The organism is Idiomarina sp. D18, assembly GCF_057748155.1.
This window is the reverse complement of sequence record NZ_CM173240.1, coordinates 1,451,468-1,472,562: the sequence shown is the minus strand read 5'-3', so window position 1 is coordinate 1,472,562 and position 21,095 is coordinate 1,451,468. Positions and strand designations below refer to the sequence as shown.

The following is a 21,095-nucleotide window of genomic DNA, read 5'->3' as shown; positions in this document are numbered from 1 at the left end:
TATTACAATTGGATTAGCTGTTTATTTATAAACATAAAAAAAGCGAGCTAAGCTCGCTTTTTTTCAATTGAATTACATATTGGGGTAAGTCGGGCCGCCACCCCCCTCAGGGACTACCCAAGTAATATTTTGACTCGGATCTTTTATATCGCAGGTTTTACAGTGGATGCAGTTTTGTGCATTAATCTTAAACACATCTTTACCATCTTCTTCTACGACTTCGTAAACCCCCGCTGGGCAATAACGTTGTGCAGGCTCAGCGTATTCAGGTAAGTTGACAGTTAAGGGAATATCCGCATCTTTTAATTTCAAGTGGCACGGCTGATCTTCAGCATGGTTAGTATTGGATAAGAAAACCGACGACAAACGATCAAACGTCAATTTATTATCTGGCTTAGGATAATCTATCGGCTGATAATGACTTGCCTTTTCCGTGCATTTATAGTCGGGCGTCCACTCTTTAAATTTAAATGGTAATTTGCCACCGAAATAGTTTTGGTCAAGCGTATTGTAAGCACCACCTAGTACCGTACCTAATTTGTGAACTGCGCCACCGAAATTACGTGAGCGGTACAACTCATCAAATACCCATGACTTCTCAAATGCGTTTTTATAGGCTTCCAAGTCATCATGCTGCTTGCCCTCAGCGAGCGCTTTAAATACCGTTTCTGCCGCAAGCATGCCAGACTTCATCGCCGTGTGATTACCTTTGATCTTAGAAAAGTTCAGCGTGCCGGCATTACAACCTAATAGAATTCCGCCTGGGAAAGTCATCTTAGGTAATGAATAATAACCACCTTTAGCGATCGCTCGTGCGCCGTATGTCACACGCTTACCATTTTCTAATACCGCTTTAATCGCAGGGTGGGTTTTGAATCGCTGAAACTCTTGGAATGGGTTGAGATAAGGATTCTTATAGTTCAAGTCGATAATTAAACCGACATACACCTGACCATCATCGGCATGATATAAATAACCCCCTCCTGAACCGTTGTCATTAAGAGGCCAGCCTGCGGTATGTACAACTTTACCCGGTTTGTGTTGTTCAGCCGGAATATCCCAGATTTCTTTAAAGCCGATACCGAAATGTTGTGGAGTCGCGTCTTTATCGAGTTGAAATTGTTGTAATAATTGTTTGCCTAAATGACCACGACAGCCTTCAGCAAAAAGCGTGTATTTTGCACGCAACTCCATGCCTGGCATGTAGCCATCTTTTTCTGAGCCATCTTTTGCAACGCCCATATCGCCAGTGATAACACCGCCAATACTACCGTCTTCGTTTTTAATTAACTCACTTGCGGCAAATCCCGGAAAAATTTCGATACCTAGGCTTTCAGCTTGCTCCGCTAACCAACGGCAAATGTTACCCATGCTAACGATGTAATTACCTTCGTTATGGAAGGTTTTCGGTACTGCAATATGCGGTAATTTACGACTATTTTGCGCATCATTTAATAGCAGTATTTCATCTTCTGTGACGGCTGTATTGAGCGGCGCACCGCGTTCCTTCCAATCTGGGAAGAGTTCGTTCATTGCGCGCGGCTCAAATACGGCACCTGACAATATGTGAGCACCAATATCAGCACCTTTTTCAACCACACAAATCATCAGTTCTTGCTCATTCTCTTGAGCAAGTTGCCCTAGTCGACATGCTGCCGCCAGCCCAGATGGACCGGCGCCCACGATGACAACGTCAAAGTCCATACTTTCGCGTTCCACGTTAACCTCCATAATCATGAGCTGATATCAATCGGCATCAGGCCATGATAGTTTTGCAATAGCTGTGTAATTTCGTCTGCGGGGACGGGTCGGCTGAATAAGTAGCCTTGTCCTATGCCACAGTCTCTACTTAATAAAAACTCGACTTGCTCGCTGGTTTCAATACCCTCAGCGACTAATTGAATATTTAGGTTTTTCGCTAAATTTATAATGGTTTGAACGATAACTGCATCGTCTTCGTTGTCTGGCAGATCGCGCACGAATGAGCGATCAATCTTGAGCGAAGTCACTGGAAAGTTTTTCAGGTAAGACAACGACGAATAGCCGACGCCAAAATCATCGATAGCAAGCGACATACCATGCTCACGCACGGAGTGCATAAAGTTGGTGTGCGATTGTATATTTTCGATAAACACTTGTTCCGTGAGTTCTAACTCAATACATTTGGGTGATAGTCGTGCTTCGCTTACATTATCAACAATGGTGTCAACTAAGTCAGGCAGGTGTAACTGCTTACCCGAGATATTGATTGCCATTGTGAGATCATTGAAGCCCATTTCGTGCCACCGTTTAAGTTGGTTACAGGCGGTCCGCATGACGTACTCGGATAGTGGTATAATTAAGCCTGTATCCTCGGCGATAGGAATAAATTGGTCAGGGCCAATCACTGTACCATCATCTTTTACCCAACGTACGAGCGCCTCAAGGCCTGTAATTCGGTGGCCAAGTAACTCTACTTTCGGCTGATAATAAACTTCTAAAGCCTCTTGCTCTACTGCATGACGTAGCTGTTTGACCATTTCTAATTTTTTTGCCAAATCGCGATGCACTGCTTGGCTATATATGTGATAGGTGTTGCGGCCATTATCTTTTGCTTGATAAAGAGCCGTATCAGCATTTCGAATTAAATACTCGGGATTATTGTCCGCATCTTCAGCGAATGCGATGCCAATGGATGCACTAATGAATAGCTCGTATTCATCGACATAGAAATGAGCGTCGAGTGCTTGCAATAATTGATCGGCAAGCGTCAGGATGTGCTCACGGGATGTCGAGTGAGGTACGGCCAATAGAAACTCGTCCCCGCCCGAACGAGCCAACACAGCTTCATTGGGCGCTAGCTTTTTGATGCGGCGAGCTACCCGCTTGATCAGCTCATCGCCAACGGTATGACCGAGCGCGTCATTGACTTCTTTAAAGCGATCCAAATCAATAAATAATATTGCAGTAAGGCCGTTCTTGGCGTCATCAGCGAGCCATTCGGAAAGAATTCGCATTAACGCATTGCGGTTTATTAGACGCGTCAGGGCGTCGTGTTCAGCAAGATATGCGATTTCTTTTTCAACGCGCTCTCGCTCGTCGATTTCTGAATAAAGTTCGATGTTCGCATCTGCGAGTTGCTGGGCTTTGTATCGGCTTTGAGCAACAATATAGAACACCAAGGTCAGCATCGCCGTGATGAATAACCCGGTAAATAACAAGGTGAGGGCAAGCCCTTGTCGTTCCTCTGCAAGCCTTGCGGGCGTCATCCACACATGCAATTGCCATTGTGAGCCTAGCAGCTGAAGGGTACGGCTAACGGCCCATTGGTCTCGCAAGGTGACGTCACCGGCAAACTGATAGAGCGTCTGACCGTCGCGACTAATAGCTACTTGATAACCTTCAGAAATATTCTGCCGAATGACATTATTTAATAAATCTTGCAGACTAATGATCAATCCTAAAAAGCCTTGGCGCGAGGCATTTTCGATGCGCGAAAACATAACAATGTCGCTACCGATTCGCCCTAAGTTACCGGCGCTACCTATCATCGCATGCTGATTACCCTCAGACTTCAGGAGTGTCGTTGTCAGTTCAGAACCTTTGAAAGGCGTGCCTAATAATTGCGCTTGACGATCGGGCGGATAGTATTTTTGAATGACTAAATCGGGGGATAACCACACCATCGCGGTGATACTTTGATAATAGAGTGAGATAATATTCGCATCGTCGTTCCATCTATCATCGAGCTCTTGTTTACTCTGTTTTAACTCACGCGCGAATAACTCAGTGGCGTATAAGTGCGCCACCAAGTTTTGTCGAACTTCGCGCTGAATATTATAAGCTTCGTTTTCAAGTGCCTCGCGTGCATCTATATTCTCTAGATAGCGTACATAGGAGAACGCGATGATTGAGATTAAGGCCCCTGTTACTATGGTAATAACGGCTTGCTTAGCACCTGCAAAAAGCTTTAAACGCATGAATTAGACTCTCTTAACGACTGAGCTCTGGACGATCCTTAAATTCGTTCAAGGCATCGGGGTTCGCCAACGCATCGGTATTTTGTACGGGTTGCCCATGCACAACGTTACGAACCGCAAGTTCAACGATCTTACCACTAATGGTTCTTGGAATATCGTTCACTTGTAATATAACCGCAGGCACGTGTCTAGGGGTAGCGTTTGCACGAATCGTTTGCTTGATGGTTTTTACTAAGGCGTCGTCAAGTTGCACGCCCTCACGTAGACGCACGAATAGTACCACGCGCTCATCGTCGTCCCATTGTTGACCGATAGCAATACTCTCTAGGACGACGTCCACCTTCTCAACTTGGCGGTAAATCTCCGCTGTGCCAATACGCACACCACCTGGGTTAAGTACTGCATCCGACCGACCGTAAATAATTACGCCGTCATGTTCGGTTAACTCGGCAAAGTCGCCGTGTGCCCAGATGTTATCGAAGCGTGCAAAGTAGGCGTTAAAATAGCGTTGGCCATCGTCATCACCCCAGAACCCAACGGGCATATTGGGAAATGAATTCTCGCACACCAACTCGCCTTTTTGTTGTTTAACAGCTTCGCCTTGATCATTGTACACATTGACCGCTAAACCGAGTCCTCGACATTGTAACTCACCGCGATAAACCGGCAGGATAGGGCAGCCTAGGGCGAAACACGAAACAATGTCGGTTCCACCTGAAATTGATGATAAGCAAAGGTCAGTTTTAATATCACGGTAGACGTAGTCAAAACTTTCTGGAGGCAAGACTGAGCCTGTGGTCAATATGCTCCGCAATGCTTTTAGCTCGTGAGATTGACGCGGTTTGACATCGGCTTTTTCTAGCGCAGATAAATATTTTGCACTGGTACCGAACACGCTGATGTGCTCTTCGTCGGCAATATCCCAAAGCACTTCCGGTTTAGGAGCGAATGGTGAACCATCAAACAAGACTAACTTAGCACCTAATGCGAGCCCGCTGACCAGCCAGTTCCACATCATCCAGCCACAGGTTGTAAAGTAGAACAGCGTATCTTCACGACCTAAGTCAGTATGCAAGCCGTGTTCTTTGTAATGTTGTAATAACGTGCCGCCAGCACCGTGAACAATACATTTAGGCACGCCTGTGGTACCTGAAGAAAACATAATATAGACCGGATGGTTGAACGGCTTTCTTACAAAATCAATATGGCTAGCATCATTATCTAGGAAATCCTCGTAACGCACCATGCGAGCGTCATCGACCACCTCTGACTGACCGCTAAAGTTAACAAGTACCAAATGCTCAACAGTCGGCAAGTTGTCTGCAATTTCGCTTACTTTATCCTTTATATTGAGATTTTTTTGGTTATAAAAGTAGCCATCGACTGTAATCAGGACTTTCGGTTCAATCTGGCCAAAACGGTCGAGTACACCTTGCACACCAAAATCCGGTGAACAGGATGACCAAATTGCACCTAAGCTCGTTGTGGCAAGCATCATTACGATGGTTTCAATGCAATTGGGCATCATTCCTGCGACACGATCGCCACTCGATACACCCTGCGTTTTTAGTGCATGTGCAGCACGAGCAACTTGCAAGTAGAGTGCTTCATAGCTGAGCTCTTGGCGCTCACCGTTCTCGCCGCGAAATACCAGTGCGCTGTGGTTATCTTTATGACGCAGTAGGTTTTCCGCAAAGTTCAACTCCGCCTCTGGAAACCACTTGGCACCTGGAAGCTTGTCTTTATCTTGAACAATGACGTCACCCTTGTCGCCAATCACATCAAAGTAATCCCAAATCAGCGACCAAAATGCTTCGTTGTTATCAATCGACCACTGATAGAGTTCGTGATAATTCGCAAGACCCGCGTCATTATGCACGTTTATCTGTTGCAGGAAATCGCTCATGCGCGCTTCAGCGATTTGATCCGCACTGGGTTGCCAAAGTCGTTCTGCTGCCATGTTAATTATCCTTTTTTTGCCAGTTCTGCGAGTGCCACTTGAGAGCGAGGGCCATGTCCGAGGTGCTGACAAATATCAGCACCTGCGCGGACGAGTGCATCAAGCTCGACGCCCGTTTTAATACCCATTCCGTTTAACATGTATACCACATCTTCGGTCGCCACATTACCGCTGGCGCCTTTTGCGTAAGGGCAACCGCCTAAGCCTGCCACCGCACTATCAACGGTATTCACGCCGAGTTCCAAACAGGCAAGAATATTAGCCAAAGCCTGCCCGTATGTATTGTGAAAGTGCAACGCCAACTGATCCGCCGGCACTACCTCAAGCACGGCTTTAACCATTTCAGCCGCTTGTAGCGGTGTACCGACACCAATTGTGTCGCCAAGAGACACTTCGTAACAGCCCATTTCGATCAATTGCTGCGCTACATGTGCGACATCTTTGAGTGGTACATCGCCTTGGTAAGGACAGCCTAGAACACACGAGACGTAGCCGCGCACGCGTACATTCGCTTGTCGTGCTTGGCTGATTACCGGACGAAAGCGCTCCAGTGACTCGTCGATAGAACAGTTGATATTACGCTGACTAAATTGTTCTGATGCGGCACCAAAAACGGCAACCTCATCAGTATTCACCGCGAGCGCGTTCTCCAATCCTTTTAGATTGGGTGTCAGAGCGGAGTAAGTAATCCCAGAGTGACGTTCTATCTGTTCCATGATCTCGCCACTGTCGGCCATCTGTGGCACCCACTTCGGGCTGACAAAACTAGCGCTTTCTATATATTTTAGGCCCGTTTTAGACAGGGCATTAATCAGCTCTATTTTAGCGGCGGTCGGAACCGCCACTTCATTTTGTAAGCCATCGCGTGGACCGACTTCGACGATATTGACTTCATCCGGCATAGCGCTGCGTTTAAACATGCTTACTCCTTCTCGGCAATAGCAACGAGTTCGTCACCATCACTCACTAAGTCACCCGAGGCAAAAAATACGTCAGTTACTTCACCTGCGCAATGCGCTTTAATGGTGTACTCCATCTTCATTGCTTCCATGATGACAAGGGCTTGGTCTTTCTCAACGTGGTCGCCTTTGCTGACCAAAACATCTGTGATTGTGCCATTCATCGGCGCGACCAGGCCTCCACCGGCATTGTCATCGACCAAGGTATCAGCCACCTTATGGCGATGCAGTGTCACTGGACCTTGTTCGGTAAATACAGTGAGTGTGTCATCACAGGTCGCAATGTAGCGCTGATAGCGATGACCGTTCACAACAACGTTGAGCTGATCATCTCGGATACTCGCTTGGATGGCAAAGCGCTCTTCGCCAATTGTCACGCTAAAGCCATTATCTGTTTGCTCGAGCTCAACATGATTCAGTTCTTCGCCGTCACTGAATTCAACCACGTGCACGGCGGCTTCATTCAAGCGCAGTGCATCAGCACGATTCCACGGACTATTGTTGGTGTTGATTTGCGTTTGACGTTGTAATACATCAAATACTGCCGCTTCAGTGCGTACCCAATTAAGATCTTGGGTCGACTCTGGGAATAACGATTGTTCATACTGCTGGATAAATTCAGTCGTGAGATCCATGCGCATAAATGCTGGATGGCTTGCTAACCGGTGTAAAAACTCAATATTTGTATGCAAGCCCGTCACACGGTACTGCTTCAAAGCGCGTTGTAACTTCAGTAAGGCGCGATCTCGGTCAGTATCCCAAACAATCAATTTGGCGATCATCGGATCGTAGAAACTCGAGATTTCATCACCTTGCTCGACACCCGTATCGATACGCACGCCGGCATTGACTGCTGGGGTACGAAGGTGACGGATCGTGCCCGTGCTCGGTAAAAAGTCGTTGGCAGGGTCTTCTGCATAAATACGCGCTTCGAAAGCATGACCGTTAACGGTGACGGCGTCTTGCGTCAACGGTAAGCTGTCCCCAGAGGCGACCATGAGCTGCCATTCGACTAAGTCTAAGCCGGTAATCATCTCTGTTACGGGGTGTTCGACTTGTAAGCGAGTATTCATTTCCATGAAGAAAAACTCGCCACTGGCGTCGTATAAAAACTCAACCGTGCCTGCACCCACGTAGTCAATAGCTTTTGCTGCTTTGACGGCAGCTTCACCCATCGCTTGACGGGTTGTTTCCGATAGCGCCGGCGCAGGCGCCTCTTCAATGACTTTTTGATGACGGCGTTGTACCGAACAATCTCGTTCTGCAAGATATACCGCGTTGCCATGTTGGTCGCAGAATACTTGGATCTCTACGTGGCGTGGATTACGGATAAAGCGCTCAAACAAGACTTTGTCGTTGCCAAACGATGATTTCGCTTCACGTTTTGCCGAACTTAGTGCAGATTTAAAATCCTGCTCCGATTCGACCACGCGCATACCTTTACCACCACCGCCATAAGCGGCTTTTAAAAGCAGTGGGAAGCCAACCTCTTTCGCTTTGGCAAATAGTGTGTCTTCGTCTTGTTCGCTACCATGATAACCAGGAACTAAAGGTACACCCGCTTCTTCCATAATGGCTTTAGCGGCACTTTTAGACCCCATTGCAGCAATCGCCGAAACCGGTGGACCGACAAAAATAATATCATTCTGCTGACAGAGTTCAGCAAACGATTCATTCTCAGATAAAAAACCGTAACCTGGATGGATAGCATCGGCACCGGCAGATTTTGCGACGTTGATAATCGTGTCTGCTTTTAAGTAACTTTCGTTGCTCGGTGCCGGACCAATGTAATAGGCTTCGTCAGCAAGTTGCGTATGCCGTGCCTGTGCGTCCGCAGCCGAGTATACCGCAATGGTGCGGATACCCATTTGGCGTGCCGTTTCGATAACACGGCAAGCGATTTCACCACGGTTTGCAATAAGAAGTGATTGAATCATAAATAATCCCGTTAACTTTTGCTTTGCCACTGCGGCGCGCGTTTTTCTAGAAATGCAGTGAGGCCTTCTTGACCTTCATCTGATACGCGAATTTTTGCAATTTCTTCGATAGTAAATCGGCGCACCGGGTCACTAGTGGGTTGGTGTGCAACGCCACGAATAAGGCGTTTACACGCGCCCAAGGCTTGTGGTGAATTGTTTAATAGTGCCTCAAGAAGTGATGGCAAGGTGTCTTCAAATTCTTCAACAATTTCAGTGACTAATCCTGCTTGCAAGGCTTTTTCGGCAAAGAAACGTTCGGCGGTCAGCATATAACGACGCGCTTGGCGCTCACCCATAACACGTACGACATAAGGGCTTATCACAGCGGGGATGAGGCCGATTTTGACTTCGCTCAGGCAAAAGCTGCTTTTGGGTTGTGCTAAAACCATGTCGCAACAGGCGGCTAAGCCAACAGCGCCACCAAACGCAGCGCCTTGCACGAGTGCGATGGTGGGTTTGCTTAACTGATCAAGTTGGCTCATTAAGCGATCGAGACCAGCGGCATCATCGATATTTTCTTGATAATCCTTATCCGCCATGGAGCGCATCCAGTTTAAGTCGGCGCCCGCGGAAAAGTTTTTGCCATTGGAACGCAACACTAAAACGCGTGCCTGTTCAGACTCTTCAACTTCAGTTAATGCGGCAACGAGCTCAGCGATCATTTTATCGTCGAAGGCATTGTGCACCTCTGGACGATTCAGAGTAAGCCATGCGACACCACGAGAATCGATAGAAAATTCAGTGTATTCACTCATGATTGCTCTCCTTACATCCGGAATACGCCGAACTGGCTGTCTTCAATCGGTGCGTTAAGTGAAGCGGCAATGCTAAGGCCCAGCACATCGCGGGTTTGTGCAGGGTCGATAATACCGTCATCCCACAAACGGCCCGAAGCATAGTAGGGGTGACCTTGCTTTTCGTATTGTTCAACAATCGGTTGTTTCAGCTTGGCTTCATCTTCCGCACTCAGTTTTTCGCCTTTACGCGCAAGATTGTCCTTGGTGACTTGAGCCATTACACCGGCGGCCTGTTCACCACCCATTACCGAAATACGTGCGTTTGGCCACATAAACATCAGGGTCGGATCGTAGGCTCGTCCGCACATGCCGTAGTTACCTGCACCATAGCTCCCGCCAATGAGCACGGTGAACTTAGGTACTTTGGCGCAGGATACAGCCATTACCATTTTAGCGCCGTGCTTAGCGATACCCTCGGCTTCATATTTTTTACCGACCATAAAACCGGTGATGTTTTGCAAGAACACGAGAGGAATTTTACGCTGCGCGCACAATTCAATGAAATGAGCACCTTTTTGTGCACTTTCGGAGAATAAAATACCGTTATTTGCCACGATCCCGACGGGATACCCGTGAATACGCGCAAATCCCGTCACCAGCGTGGTGCCATAGTTCGCTTTAAACTCATCAAAATCAGAGTCATCGACGACACGCGCAATCACTTCGTGAACATCGTAAGGCTTACGTAAATCGGTGCCAACGATGCCATAGAGTTCTTTTGCATCATAACGCGGCGGCTTGCTTTCGCGTTGATCTAACTGAGTGGGCGCGGGGCGGTTTAATCGTGCCACTGAACGGCGCGCTAATGCCAGAGCATGCTCGTCATTATGGGCAAAGTGATCGGCAACACCAGAAACCCGCGTGTGTACATCGGCACCACCGAGTTCTTCGGCGCTGACTTCCTCGCCCGTTGCCGCTTTAACTAACGGCGGACCGGCAAGAAAAATAGTGCCTTGCTCTTTTACAATCACGCTCTCGTCGGCCATGGCAGGTACATAAGCACCGCCAGCTGTACATAGACCCATGACAACCGCGATCTGCGGAATGCCCTTAGCTGACATGTTGGCTTGATTAAAGAAGATGCGACCAAAGTGATCTTTATCAGGGAATACGTCATCTTGACGAGGTAGGTTGGCACCGCCCGAGTCGACTAAATAAATACACGGCAAATGGCATCGTTCGGCAATTTCTTGCGCGCGCAGATGCTTCTTAACGGTTAAGGGATAATAAGTACCGCCTTTTACCGTTGCGTCGTTAGCAACGATCATACACTCAACGCCTTCGACGCGACCAATACCCGCCACGACACCGGCTGCCGGTACGTAATCGTCGTAAACGTCCCATGCAGCGAACTGACCGATTTCTAAAAACGCTGAACCAGCGTCAAGCAGCTTATTAATACGTTGGCGCGGTAAAAGTTTACCGCGCGACAAGTGACGCTCTTGATATTTAGGACCGCCGCCTTGTTTAATTTGTTCGACTTTAGCGTTCACGTCATCAACGACCGCTTGCATCGATTCATAGTTCGCTTTGAACTGCTCGTCGCGGGTGTTGACTTTGCTTGCAAGAATAGCCACAGCGTCTCCTTTTATTTGGACTCGTTGAACAACTCACGACCAATCAGCATACGGCGGATTTCTGATGTACCGGCACCAATTTCATAAAGTTTCGCATCACGTAACAGACGTCCAGTCGGGTATTCGTTAATGTAGCCGTTACCACCGAGCAATTGAATCGCATCAAGAGCAAGTTGAGTCGCTAGCTCGGCTGCATAAAGTATTGCACCCGCTGCGTCTTTGCGCGTGGTTTCACCACGGTCGCACGATTGCGCCACCGCGTAAACGTAAGCACGCGCTGCGTTAGTGCGCGTATACATGTCTGCGACCTTACCCTGTACCAATTGAAACTCACCAATCGCTTTGCCGAACTGGTTACGATCGTGGATATAGGGAACGACGGTATCTAGACACGCTTGCATGATGCCCAACGGGCCCGCCGCGAGTACAGCGCGCTCGTAATCTAAGCCACTCATCAATACTTCAACGCCACCATTAAGTTCGCCGAGAATATTTTCCGCAGGTACCTCGGCGTCCTCGAACACCAACTCACAAGTATTTGAGCCGCGCATTCCAAGTTTGTCGAGCTTTTGGGCTTGGCTAAATCCTGGGGTGTTTTTCTCAACGATAAACGCGGTGATACCACGCGAGGCCTTTTCGGCGTCAGTTTTAGCGTAAATCACAAAAACGTCGGCATCGGGACCGTTAGTAATCCACATTTTATTGCCGTTTAGTACGTACTTGTCGCCTTTCTTCTCGGCTTTCAGTTTCATGCTGACCACGTCCGAACCCGCATTAGGTTCGCTCATCGCGAGCGCGCCTACATGTTCGCCGGTACAGAGCTTAGGTAAGTATTTTTGTTTCTGTTCTTCGTTGCCGTTGCGCGCGATTTGGTTAACGCACAGATTTGAATGAGCACCGTAACTTAAGCCGACAGAGGCTGATGCGCGACTTATTTCTTCCATCGCGATGACGTGTTCAAGGTAACCCATACCTGAGCCGCCATACTGTTCGTCAACTGTCAAACCAAGTAGACCCATATCACCGAGTTTACGCCATAAATCACTTGGAAACTCATTGGCTTCATCAATTTCAGCTGCACGAGGTGCGATTTCATCGCGTGCAAATGCGTTGACTGCTTCACGCAGCATGTCCGCGGTTTCGCCTAAGCCAAAGTTAAAAGAATTAAATTGCGTAATCATAATGACTCCTGAGATGAGACTACTTTCTTGGTTGTCGTTCGCACTGACTCAAGTTCGTCTTGGCAACGTTGCTCAAGACCCGAGAGCTCAGTCAGTAATACGTTGATATCTTCCATTTGTTGCTTGAGTGATGCCTTTTTCTCGGCGATTAACTCAAGTACCTTTTCTAACTGTGCAGCCGAACTATTGTCTGCGTCATACAACTCAAATAAACGTCGGGTTTCAGCTAACGAGAAACCTAACCGCTTGCCACGTAAAATAAGTTTTAGACGGACGCGATCTTTATTATTGTAAATTCGATGTTGACCTTGACGACGAGGCGACAGCAACCCTTCGTCTTCGTAGAAGCGGATAGAACGGGTCGTAATGTCAAATTGTTTTGCCAATTCGCCGATCGTATAAGTGATTTTGTTACTCATCAGACTTGCTTTTTAGTTGACCTAAGATCTAAGCTTAGAGGAAGTTTACGTTAACGTAAAGTGGTATTGGAGGAAAGATGTCAAACGATTCGGTCGTAATTGTTGCCGCAAACCGGACAGCAATGGGGGGCTTCCAAGGTAGCCTGAGTGAAGTCAGTGCGCCTAATTTAGGGGCTACTGCGATTAAAGCTGCGTTAGGAAATAGCGGCCTCAAAGAAACCGATGTTTCTGAGGTCATTATGGGTAACGTACTGCCGGCGGGGTTAGGTCAAGCGCCCGCACGTCAGGCGATGTTATATGCCGGTTTACCGCAAAGCACAGGTGCTACGACCATTAATAAAGTCTGTGGTTCAGGCTTAAAAGCAGCGATGTTTGCAACGGACCTAATTCGTGCAGGCTCAGCAGATGTTGTTGTGGCAGGCGGTATGGAAAGTATGTCGCGTGCGCCTTACTTACTTGACAAAGGCCGTAATGGGTACCGTATGGGACATGGTCAATTGTTTGACCACATGATGCTCGACGGCTTAGAAGACGCGTACGAAGGTAAAGCCATGGGCTGTTATGCTCAGGATACCGCAGACAAGTATGGATTAGATCGCGATGCGATGGATAACTTCGCGATTAACTCGTTAGAGAAAGCGCAGGCCGCCATTGAAAAAGGTTACTTCAAAGGTGAAATTACGCCGTTGACTTATTCAACGCGCAAGGGTGATGTTACCGTAGATACCGATGAGCAGCCGGGTAAAGCACGACTCGATAAGATCCCACAACTACGTCCAGCGTTTAAGAAAGACGGCACTATTACAGCTGCCAACTCAAGCTCAATCTCGGATGGGGCTGCGGCGCTTGTATTGATGCGCGAGAGTGAGGCTGCTAAGCGCGGTTTGAAACCGCTTGCTCGCGTTAAAGGGCATGCAACTCATTCTCAGGCGCCTGCTGAGTTTACTGTGGCGCCTATTGGCGCTATGGACGCGTTGTTGAACCAAGTCGGGTGGAGCAAAGAAGACGTCGATTTATGGGAAATCAACGAAGCGTTCGCCATGGTCACCATGTTAGCAATCAACGAAATGAAGCTTGATGCTAACCGCGTTAATGTCCACGGCGGTGCGTGTGCGTTGGGTCATCCGATTGGTGCCAGTGGCGCCCGCTTGCTGGTTACCTTGCTTCACGCATTGAAGCAACGCGGCGAGAAACGGGGTATTACCTCACTATGCATTGGTGGTGGTGAAGCCGTCGCACTTGCCGTTGAAATGATGTAGTCAACGGCTTAGGTTACGTTGCTGGCGCGAAGCCAAAATAACAGCAATAACAATTAAGCTCGCGCCCAGCAACCATCTTAACCAGTCGGTATCGTGTTGCCAAAACAATACGTTAACGAGAATCCCAGCGGGAATTAAGGCATTATTCATAGCCGCGAGCTGTCCGGTATTGACCCATTTGCTGGCTAGGTTCCAGCCGAGATAGCCAAGGCCGGAGGCGACAATGCCGAGCCACAACAAAATGCCCCATTGTAAGGGTGTAGTAGGTAGCATTTGGTGATTGCCAAACAGTAAAACACCTAAGCCAGAGACGAGGCTAGCACCGGCAAAAAATGCGGCGAATTGTTGAATTTGATTTTGCGTTGAGCCGAGGTCTAAGCGTTTGTATGCTACTTGGCCGGCAGCGAAGCATAAATTGGCGGCTTGAATCAAAGCAAAGCCAATAATGAAATCAGCGCTTAGCCCCTGGTAACGAATGATGGCAGCGCCTAAGACTGAGATGGCGGCTGCGAGCCACCAAGTGAATGGTAAGCGGCGGCGCCCTAAAATGATTTCGTCGATGAGTGTAATGTAAAGCGGGGTGAATATCGTGAACAATAGTACCTCGGCGACACTCAAATAAAGAAATGCGTGATACAAAAACAAGTACATTAAGCCGATTTGTACGGCACCAATTCCGGCAAGTTGGGTCAGTGTTTTAACCGAATAGGCTTTGAGCTGACGCCATTTGAATAATGGCAAGATAGTAAACAAAGCCAGTAGCATGCGGATAAACACGACCCAATAGCCATCAACTTGGCCGGCAAGGTATTCGCCAATGAGCGAGAAGCTTGCCGCCCAGAGTAACGTAATAAGAATTAAAAGTGGCACGGTATGCGTCTCTTTTAAGGATTATGAAAATTTGGTTTATAAAATAACACAACAAGAAGGTGAGTTATGTCTAAAAAAGTGCCTCTGTATATCGACGGAGAGTTTCGCGCTTCAAAAGCTGAGTCTTGGATTCCGGTAACCAATCCAGCGACCCAAGAAGTGATTGCTGAAGCTCCATGCGCGACTCAAGACGAGATGGAAGCTGCTGTTGCGAGTGCACGAGAAGCCTTTAAAACGTGGAAAGAAGTGCCTGTTTCTGAGCGTGCTCGTGTCATGATGCGCTATCAGGCATTGCTTAAAGAACACCAAGAAGAAATTGCAGAAATCTTAGCGCAAGAGACTGGAAAAACCTTTGAAGATGCCAAAGGTGATGTATGGCGCGGCATTGAAGTGGTTGAGCAAGCCGCGAACATTCCATCATTGATGATGGGTGAGACGGTCGAAAACGTAGCACGCTCTATCGACTCTTACAGCTACATTCAGCCGCTCGGTATTTGTGCGGGTATCACGCCGTTTAACTTTCCCGCGATGATCCCATTATGGATGTTCCCGATGGCTATTGCCTGTGGTAACACTTTCATCTTAAAGCCTTCAGAACAAGATCCATTGACGCCAACACGCTTAGTTGAGCTATTTGAGCAAGCGGGCGCGCCTAAAGGCGTACTGCAGGTGATTCACGGTGGTAAAGACCAAGTTGATTTCGTTTTAGACCATCCTGAAATTCATGCGTTATCGTTTGTTGGTTCAGTACCTGTCGCCGAATACATTTATCGCCGTGGTACTGAGAACGGTAAACGCGTACAAGCGTTCGCGGGCGCTAAAAACCATTGTGTCATCATGCCTGATGCTAACAAGCAGCAAGTCATTAACAACCTCGTCGGTGCTTCTGTCGGAGCGGCAGGCCAACGTTGTATGGCAATTTCAGTCGCAGTATTTGTCGGCGCGGCGAAAGAGTGGATCCCTGAAGTCGCTGAAGCGATTGCAAAAGTTCGTCCAGGCGCTTGGAACGATGAGAACGCAGCGTACGGACCTGTCATTAGTCCACAAGCTAAAGAGCGTATTGAACAAATGATCACCGACGGTGAAAATGAAGGTGCCAAGCTACTTGTCGATGGTCGTGGTTGCACCGTGGAAGGCTTGCCGGACGGCAACTGGGTTGGTCCAACGGTATTCTCTGAAGTCACCGCTGATATGGATATCTATAAAAAGGAAGTCTTTGGTCCCGTGCTTAGTATGATGGAAGTCGAGGATCTAGACGATGCACTGACGTTGGTGAACAACAACCCGTACGGTAACGGCACGTCAATCTTCACTTCGAATGGTGCGGCAGCGCGCAAATATCAACACGAAGTCACTGTCGGTCAGGTTGGTATCAATATTCCTATCCCGGTGCCATTGCCGTTCTTCTCGTTCACTGGTTGGAAACGTTCATTCTTTGGTGACTTGCATGCTTATGGTAAGCAAGCGATCCGCTTCTACACCGAAACCAAAACCGTGACTGCGCGTTGGTTTGAGAGTGATATTGAGGCGAGTGGACCTAATATGTCTATTCACCTGAAGTAATTGATAAGTTAAAGGTAGTTAGCATGAACTTTGAATTAACAGAAGACCAACAAGCCTTTGTCGATACTGCCAAAGCGTTTGCGGATAAAGAACTTGCACCTAACGCAGCGCGCTGGGATGAAGAAGCTCATTTCCCCATCGAGGTTTTCCGTAAGGCGGGTGAGATGGGCTTTATGGGAATGTATACCCCAGAAGAGGCGGGTGGTTTTGGCATGAGTCGTTTAGACTCAGCGCTCATTTTCGAACAATTAGCGGGTGGTTGTACAGCCACCACCGCGATGATGACCATTCATAATATGGTGACCTGGATGATTGGCTCATTCGGTCAACAAGACGTCATCGATGAATGGGTGCCAGAATTAGTGACGGGTGAAAAGCTCGGCTCTTACTGTTTAACTGAGCCAGGCTCTGGTTCAGATGCCGCAAGTTTACGCACCAGCGCTAAAAAAGAAGGCGATGAGTACGTTCTCAACGGTTCTAAGATGTTTATTTCAGGTGCCGGTTCAACGGATGTGATGGTGGTCATGGCACGCACTGGAGAGGCGGGCCCTAAAGGTATTTCTGCCTTTGTTGTGCCAGCCGATGCAAAGGGCATCAGCTATGGCAAAAAAGAAGATAAAATGGGTTGGAACGCTCAACCTACCCGTCTGGTAACCTTTGAGGATGTGCGTATCCCAGCCAAGAACTTGTTGGGTGATGAAGGAGAAGGCTTCAAGTTCGCGATGATGGGACTGGATGGAGGTCGTATCAATATTGCGGTCTGTTCCGTAGGTACCGCGCAGGCGGCATTGGAGACAGCATCTGCATATATGCACGAACGCAGTCAGTTTGGTAAACCGTTAGCAGCATTCCAAGCGCTTCAGTTTAAACTGGCGGACATGGCGACTGAACTGGTTGCCGCACGTCAAATGGTTCGATTGGCTGCTTCGAAAGTGGATAACAATGATCCCGATAAGACAACCTATTGTGCGATGGCTAAACGCTTTGCGACGGATATCGGTTTCCAAGTGTGTAATGAAGCACTACAAATCCATGGTGGTTACGGCTATATCAAAGAATATCCGCTTGAGCGCCATGTTCGTGATGTGCGCGTTCATCAAATTCTTGAGGGAACCAACGAAGTGATGCGACTGATCATTGCACGTCGCATTCTAGCTGATAGCGACCGCCAAATTTTGTAAGGAGTCGGCATGCAAACTCCCGTAATTCTTGAAACAATCAACGCCGGTGACAAAGTCATCGGCGTTGCTACGCTAAACTCTGAAAAATCACTCAACGCGCTCAGCTTGGCAATGGCAGAAACACTGCTGCCCCAATTACAAGCTTGGGCTGATGATCCTCAGGTGGCTTGTGTTTGGCTGCAAGGCGCAGGTGAAAAAGCGTTTTGTGCCGGTGGCGACATCGTTGCTATGTACAAAGCGATGCAAGCACAGCCCGGCCAATTAGTTGAAGAAGTCGAGAACTTCTTTACTACGGAATATCAATTAGACTATGCCATTCAGACCTATCCAAAGCCGATCATCTGCTGGGGTGATGGTATTGTGATGGGCGGTGGTATGGGCCTAATGAATGGCGCCAGTCACCGTATTGTAACGGAACGCTCATTGCTAGCGATGCCGGAAGTAACCATCGGTTTGTACCCCGATGTGGGGGCAACGTATTTCTTGAACCGGATGCCGGAAGGTTGTGGTGCATTCTTAGGGATGACTGGCGCGACTATGAATGCGTCTGACGCTCTTTTCCTTAATCTTGCTGATCAGTTCGTCGGTCACGAACATAAAGCTCAAGTCATCGAAGCACTACAGGCTATTGAATGGGGTGATACGGGCGCACTGAATCATCAAAAAGTGACCGATACACTCGAGCGTCTTGCTGAACAAGATGATACTGCGTTACCCACTCCTCAAGTTGAACCCCATCTTGAGACCATACAACAATGTATGTCTGCAAGTAGTGTGACGGAAGCGACCCAACGAGTTTTGGCTGAGCAACAAGATGATAAGTGGTTCCAGAAGGCGCAAAAAAATCTAAGTCATGGTTGCCCAATCACGCCTCACTTAGTGTGGCAACAAACTCATCATGGTGCGGATCTGTCATTAGCAGACTGCTTTAGATTCGAGCTTACATTATCGTGTAATTGCGCCGTGCGTGGTGATTTCGCCGAGGGTATTCGTGCATTACTCATCGACAAAGACAAACAGCCGCAGTGGCAGTTTGCAAGCGTAGGCGATGTGACGGAAGAGGCCATCGACGGGTTTTTCGATCCACCGTGGGGCGAGCGTACACATCCATTAGCAGCGCTTGAGCAAGTGTTGATGAAAAAATAATAACTATCGACAACAAGAAGGAGTCGAACATGGCGAATGTCGCATTTATCGGATTAGGCAACATGGGTGGACCGATGGCCATGAACTTGGCTAAAGCAGGTCACAATGTAAATGCGTTTGATTTATCGAAAGACGCCCTAGCACAGGTTGAAGCTGCGGGCGCCCGAGCCTGTACAAGCCCTCGCGAGGCGGTTGAAGGCGTGGAGTTTGTCGTCAGCATGTTACCCGCCGACCATCATGTCGAGTCGGTCTACTTAGGTGATGAGGGACTTGTACACGTATTGACGGATAAGCAGTTGGTCATTGATTGCAGTACCATCTCTTCGGAAGCTGCGATCTATGTGGGTGAACAATTACAACAAGCGGGTATTGCCTTTATTGACGCACCGGTTTCAGGTGGTGTCGGTGGCGCCAAAGCGGGGACCTTAACGTTCATCTGCGGTGGCACTGAGGGCAATGTGGATCGTGCACGCACCGTACTCAATGACATGGGCAAAAATGTGTTCCGCGCGGGTGATGTCGGTGCGGGTCAAATCGCCAAAATATGCAATAATATGCTGCTTTCAGTACTGATGGTAGGTACTTCTGAGGCATTGCAACTTGGTAAAGCCAATGGTCTTGATCCGAAAGTATTGAGTGAAATCATGTTGCAAAGTTCAGGTCGCAACTGGACATTAGAAGTCTATAATCCGTGCCCTGACGTGATGGAAGGTGTACCATCGAGTAATGATTATCAGGGTGGCTTTATGGTTGATCTGATGAGTAAAGACTTGGGTCTTGCACAGCAAACCGCATTAAAGTCGGGCGCTGCTACGCCGATGGGCGCTTTAACCCGTAACCTCTATCATGGATGGTCGCAGCAGGGCCATGGTCGACAAGACTTCTCGAGTATTTTTAACTATTTGACACCGATCTCGAAAAAATAAAGAGGCAGTTCATGCAAGTAAAAGATAGCGTAATTGTAATCACAGGTGGCGCACAAGGCTTAGGCTTGGCGATGGCAGAAGATTTTGCCAAGCAAGGCGCACAACTGGCGTTAATTGATATTAACGGCGATGTATTAGGTGATGCACAAGAAGCCTGTGAAAAGTTGGGTGCTAAAAAAGTGATCGGCTATGAAGTCGATATCACCGATGAGGAATCAGTCGAGACGGTATTTGAGCAAATTCAACAAGAGTTTGGTGGCATTGATGTCTTAGTTAATAACGCCGGTCTATTGCGTGACGGGTTATTGATTAAGTTCAAAGATGGCGAAATCAAGCAGAAGATGCCACTGCAACAATTCCAGTCGGTGTTGGATGTTAACCTTACCGGTACCTTCCTGTGTGGTCGTGAAGCGGCAGCGCAAATGGTTAAAGCCGGTAAGAAAGGTGTCATCATTAATATCTCAAGCGTCGCACGCGCGGGTAATATCGGTCAAACTAACTATGCTGCCACCAAAGCCGGTGTTGTAGCAATGACGGTTACTTGGGCGCGTGAACTCGGTCGTTATGGTATTCGCTGTGGTGCTATCGCGCCAGGCTTTATTGAAACACCGATGACTGCCCAAATGAAGCCAGAAGCGGTAGAACGTGCTTTATCCATGGTACCTCTAAAACGTTGGGGTCAGCCGACTGAGATCGCTCATAGCGCGCGTTATATCATTGAAAACGACTTCTTCAGTGGTCGCGTCGTGGAGATTGACGGTGGTGTGCGTTTATAATTAAACGCTAAACCGAACCCCATGTGGCTCATAGCTGAGCGTCTCTGTTATAGTATTCGTTGCTCGAGTGCTAACAGAGACGCTTAACTATGAAAATGACGTATCCCTTACTCTTTAAAACCATTCCTATCTGCGCGATTTGGCTCGCACTGTGCATTTTAGCGTTAGCTTATTTAGAGTGGCCAAACGATTTACTGTCGCAAATACTCACATCTATCGTTGCCCTTGCGAGCGTTGTTTTCGCGTTTAAGCTATCCGGCGAGATTTTCTTTAAACAAATTAATTTGAAGCAATCAGAGCTCAGTTACACGCAGGCATGGTCTCAACCTCGTACGCAACGCTGGGCTGATGTTACTGAGGTCGACTACTCACCTCTATGGCACTCATTTAAGCTGAAGTTCGATAACGGCGAGCAGTTAAATGTCAGCGTAATTTTGACCCACCTTACTGAATTTTTGGGCTTAATGGCACACGAACTGCCCCGCGATAAGTATATCGATGCGGTGAATAAGTTCAGTGGCGCGATGGGCGGGGATAAATGAC

At 48.0% G+C, this 21,095-nt stretch carries 17 protein-coding genes; 7 read left to right on the top strand and 10 right to left on the bottom strand.

Going from position 1 to position 21,095, the window contains the following annotated elements; all coding sequences use genetic code 11:
- Positions 1 to 72: 72 nt before the first annotated feature.
- From AC3AP5_RS07115 to AC3AP5_RS07075, 9 genes are read right to left on the bottom strand one after another with little or no spacing between them, the layout of a single operon-like run.
- Entirely contained in the window at positions 73 to 1,719 is a 1,647-nt protein-coding gene (locus AC3AP5_RS07115; protein WP_272977640.1) for an electron transfer flavoprotein-ubiquinone oxidoreductase, read from the bottom strand.
- 14 nt (positions 1,720 to 1,733) lie between these two features.
- Entirely contained in the window at positions 1,734 to 3,959 is a 2,226-nt protein-coding gene (locus AC3AP5_RS07110; protein WP_487326388.1) for a putative bifunctional diguanylate cyclase/phosphodiesterase, read from the bottom strand.
- A gap of 13 nt (positions 3,960 to 3,972) precedes the next feature.
- Positions 3,973 to 5,919 (bottom strand): acetoacetate--CoA ligase, encoded by a 1,947-nt coding sequence (locus AC3AP5_RS07105; protein WP_487326387.1) that lies wholly within the window; start codon positions 5,917 to 5,919, stop codon positions 3,973 to 3,975.
- A 5-nt stretch (positions 5,920 to 5,924) separates the two neighbouring features.
- A complete protein-coding gene (locus tag AC3AP5_RS07100) occupies positions 5,925 to 6,839 on the bottom strand; it encodes a hydroxymethylglutaryl-CoA lyase (RefSeq protein WP_487326386.1) in 915 nt (304 codons plus the stop codon).
- A 2-nt stretch (positions 6,840 to 6,841) separates the two neighbouring features.
- The gene (locus tag AC3AP5_RS07095) at positions 6,842 to 8,815 is read right to left on the bottom strand and encodes an acetyl-CoA carboxylase biotin carboxylase subunit (protein WP_487326385.1); all 1,974 of its coding nucleotides are present in this window, start codon (positions 8,813 to 8,815) and stop codon (positions 6,842 to 6,844) included.
- 11 nt (positions 8,816 to 8,826) lie between these two features.
- Positions 8,827 to 9,612 (bottom strand): enoyl-CoA hydratase/isomerase family protein, encoded by a 786-nt coding sequence (locus tag AC3AP5_RS07090; RefSeq protein WP_006955266.1) that lies wholly within the window; start codon positions 9,610 to 9,612, stop codon positions 8,827 to 8,829.
- An 11-nt stretch (positions 9,613 to 9,623) separates the two neighbouring features.
- Positions 9,624 to 11,231, bottom strand: a complete 1,608-nt coding sequence (locus AC3AP5_RS07085; RefSeq protein ID WP_286681762.1) for a carboxyl transferase domain-containing protein — start codon at positions 11,229 to 11,231, stop codon at positions 9,624 to 9,626.
- 11 nt (positions 11,232 to 11,242) lie between these two features.
- On the bottom strand, positions 11,243 to 12,412 hold the full coding sequence (locus AC3AP5_RS07080; RefSeq protein ID WP_286681763.1) for an isovaleryl-CoA dehydrogenase: 1,170 nt from the start codon (positions 12,410 to 12,412) through the stop codon (positions 11,243 to 11,245).
- The gene (locus tag AC3AP5_RS07075; protein WP_006955269.1) at positions 12,409 to 12,831 is read right to left on the bottom strand and encodes a MerR family transcriptional regulator; all 423 of its coding nucleotides are present in this window, start codon (positions 12,829 to 12,831) and stop codon (positions 12,409 to 12,411) included. Before AC3AP5_RS07075 ends, AC3AP5_RS07080 begins: the two co-directional genes overlap by 4 nt.
- Before the next feature lie 77 nt (positions 12,832 to 12,908).
- Here AC3AP5_RS07075 and AC3AP5_RS07070 point away from each other — a divergent pair, with 77 nt between their 5' ends.
- Entirely contained in the window at positions 12,909 to 14,090 is a 1,182-nt protein-coding gene (locus tag AC3AP5_RS07070; protein WP_006955270.1) for a thiolase family protein, read from the top strand.
- Here the strand turns inward: AC3AP5_RS07070 and AC3AP5_RS07065 are convergent, their stop codons facing one another.
- Positions 14,091 to 14,960, bottom strand: a complete 870-nt coding sequence (locus AC3AP5_RS07065; RefSeq protein WP_286681764.1) for an EamA family transporter — start codon at positions 14,958 to 14,960, stop codon at positions 14,091 to 14,093. It lies immediately after the preceding gene.
- Positions 14,961 to 15,026: 66 nt separating this feature from the next.
- Between AC3AP5_RS07065 and AC3AP5_RS07060 the strand changes: the two genes are divergently transcribed.
- The 6 genes from AC3AP5_RS07060 to AC3AP5_RS07035 all read left to right on the top strand — a co-directional run bounded on the left by AC3AP5_RS07060 (position 15,027) and on the right by AC3AP5_RS07035 (position 21,094).
- The gene (locus AC3AP5_RS07060) at positions 15,027 to 16,523 is read left to right on the top strand and encodes a CoA-acylating methylmalonate-semialdehyde dehydrogenase (RefSeq protein ID WP_286681765.1); all 1,497 of its coding nucleotides are present in this window, start codon (positions 15,027 to 15,029) and stop codon (positions 16,521 to 16,523) included.
- A 23-nt stretch (positions 16,524 to 16,546) separates the two neighbouring features.
- Entirely contained in the window at positions 16,547 to 17,704 is a 1,158-nt protein-coding gene (locus tag AC3AP5_RS07055; protein ID WP_006955273.1) for an acyl-CoA dehydrogenase family protein, read from the top strand.
- Between the two features lie 9 nt (positions 17,705 to 17,713).
- Positions 17,714 to 18,850: an enoyl-CoA hydratase/isomerase family protein gene (locus AC3AP5_RS07050; RefSeq protein WP_287831885.1), complete on the top strand. Its 1,137-nt coding sequence runs from the start codon at positions 17,714 to 17,716 to the stop codon at positions 18,848 to 18,850.
- A gap of 29 nt (positions 18,851 to 18,879) precedes the next feature.
- Complete coding sequence (mmsB, locus tag AC3AP5_RS07045) at positions 18,880 to 19,776, top strand: 3-hydroxyisobutyrate dehydrogenase (RefSeq protein WP_487326384.1); 897 nt, start codon at positions 18,880 to 18,882, stop codon at positions 19,774 to 19,776.
- An 11-nt stretch (positions 19,777 to 19,787) separates the two neighbouring features.
- Positions 19,788 to 20,552 (top strand): SDR family oxidoreductase, encoded by a 765-nt coding sequence (locus tag AC3AP5_RS07040; protein WP_071463645.1) that lies wholly within the window; start codon positions 19,788 to 19,790, stop codon positions 20,550 to 20,552.
- A gap of 89 nt (positions 20,553 to 20,641) precedes the next feature.
- Positions 20,642 to 21,094, top strand: a complete 453-nt coding sequence (locus AC3AP5_RS07035; protein ID WP_272978419.1) for a hypothetical protein — start codon at positions 20,642 to 20,644, stop codon at positions 21,092 to 21,094.
- Position 21,095: the final 1 nt, after the last annotated feature.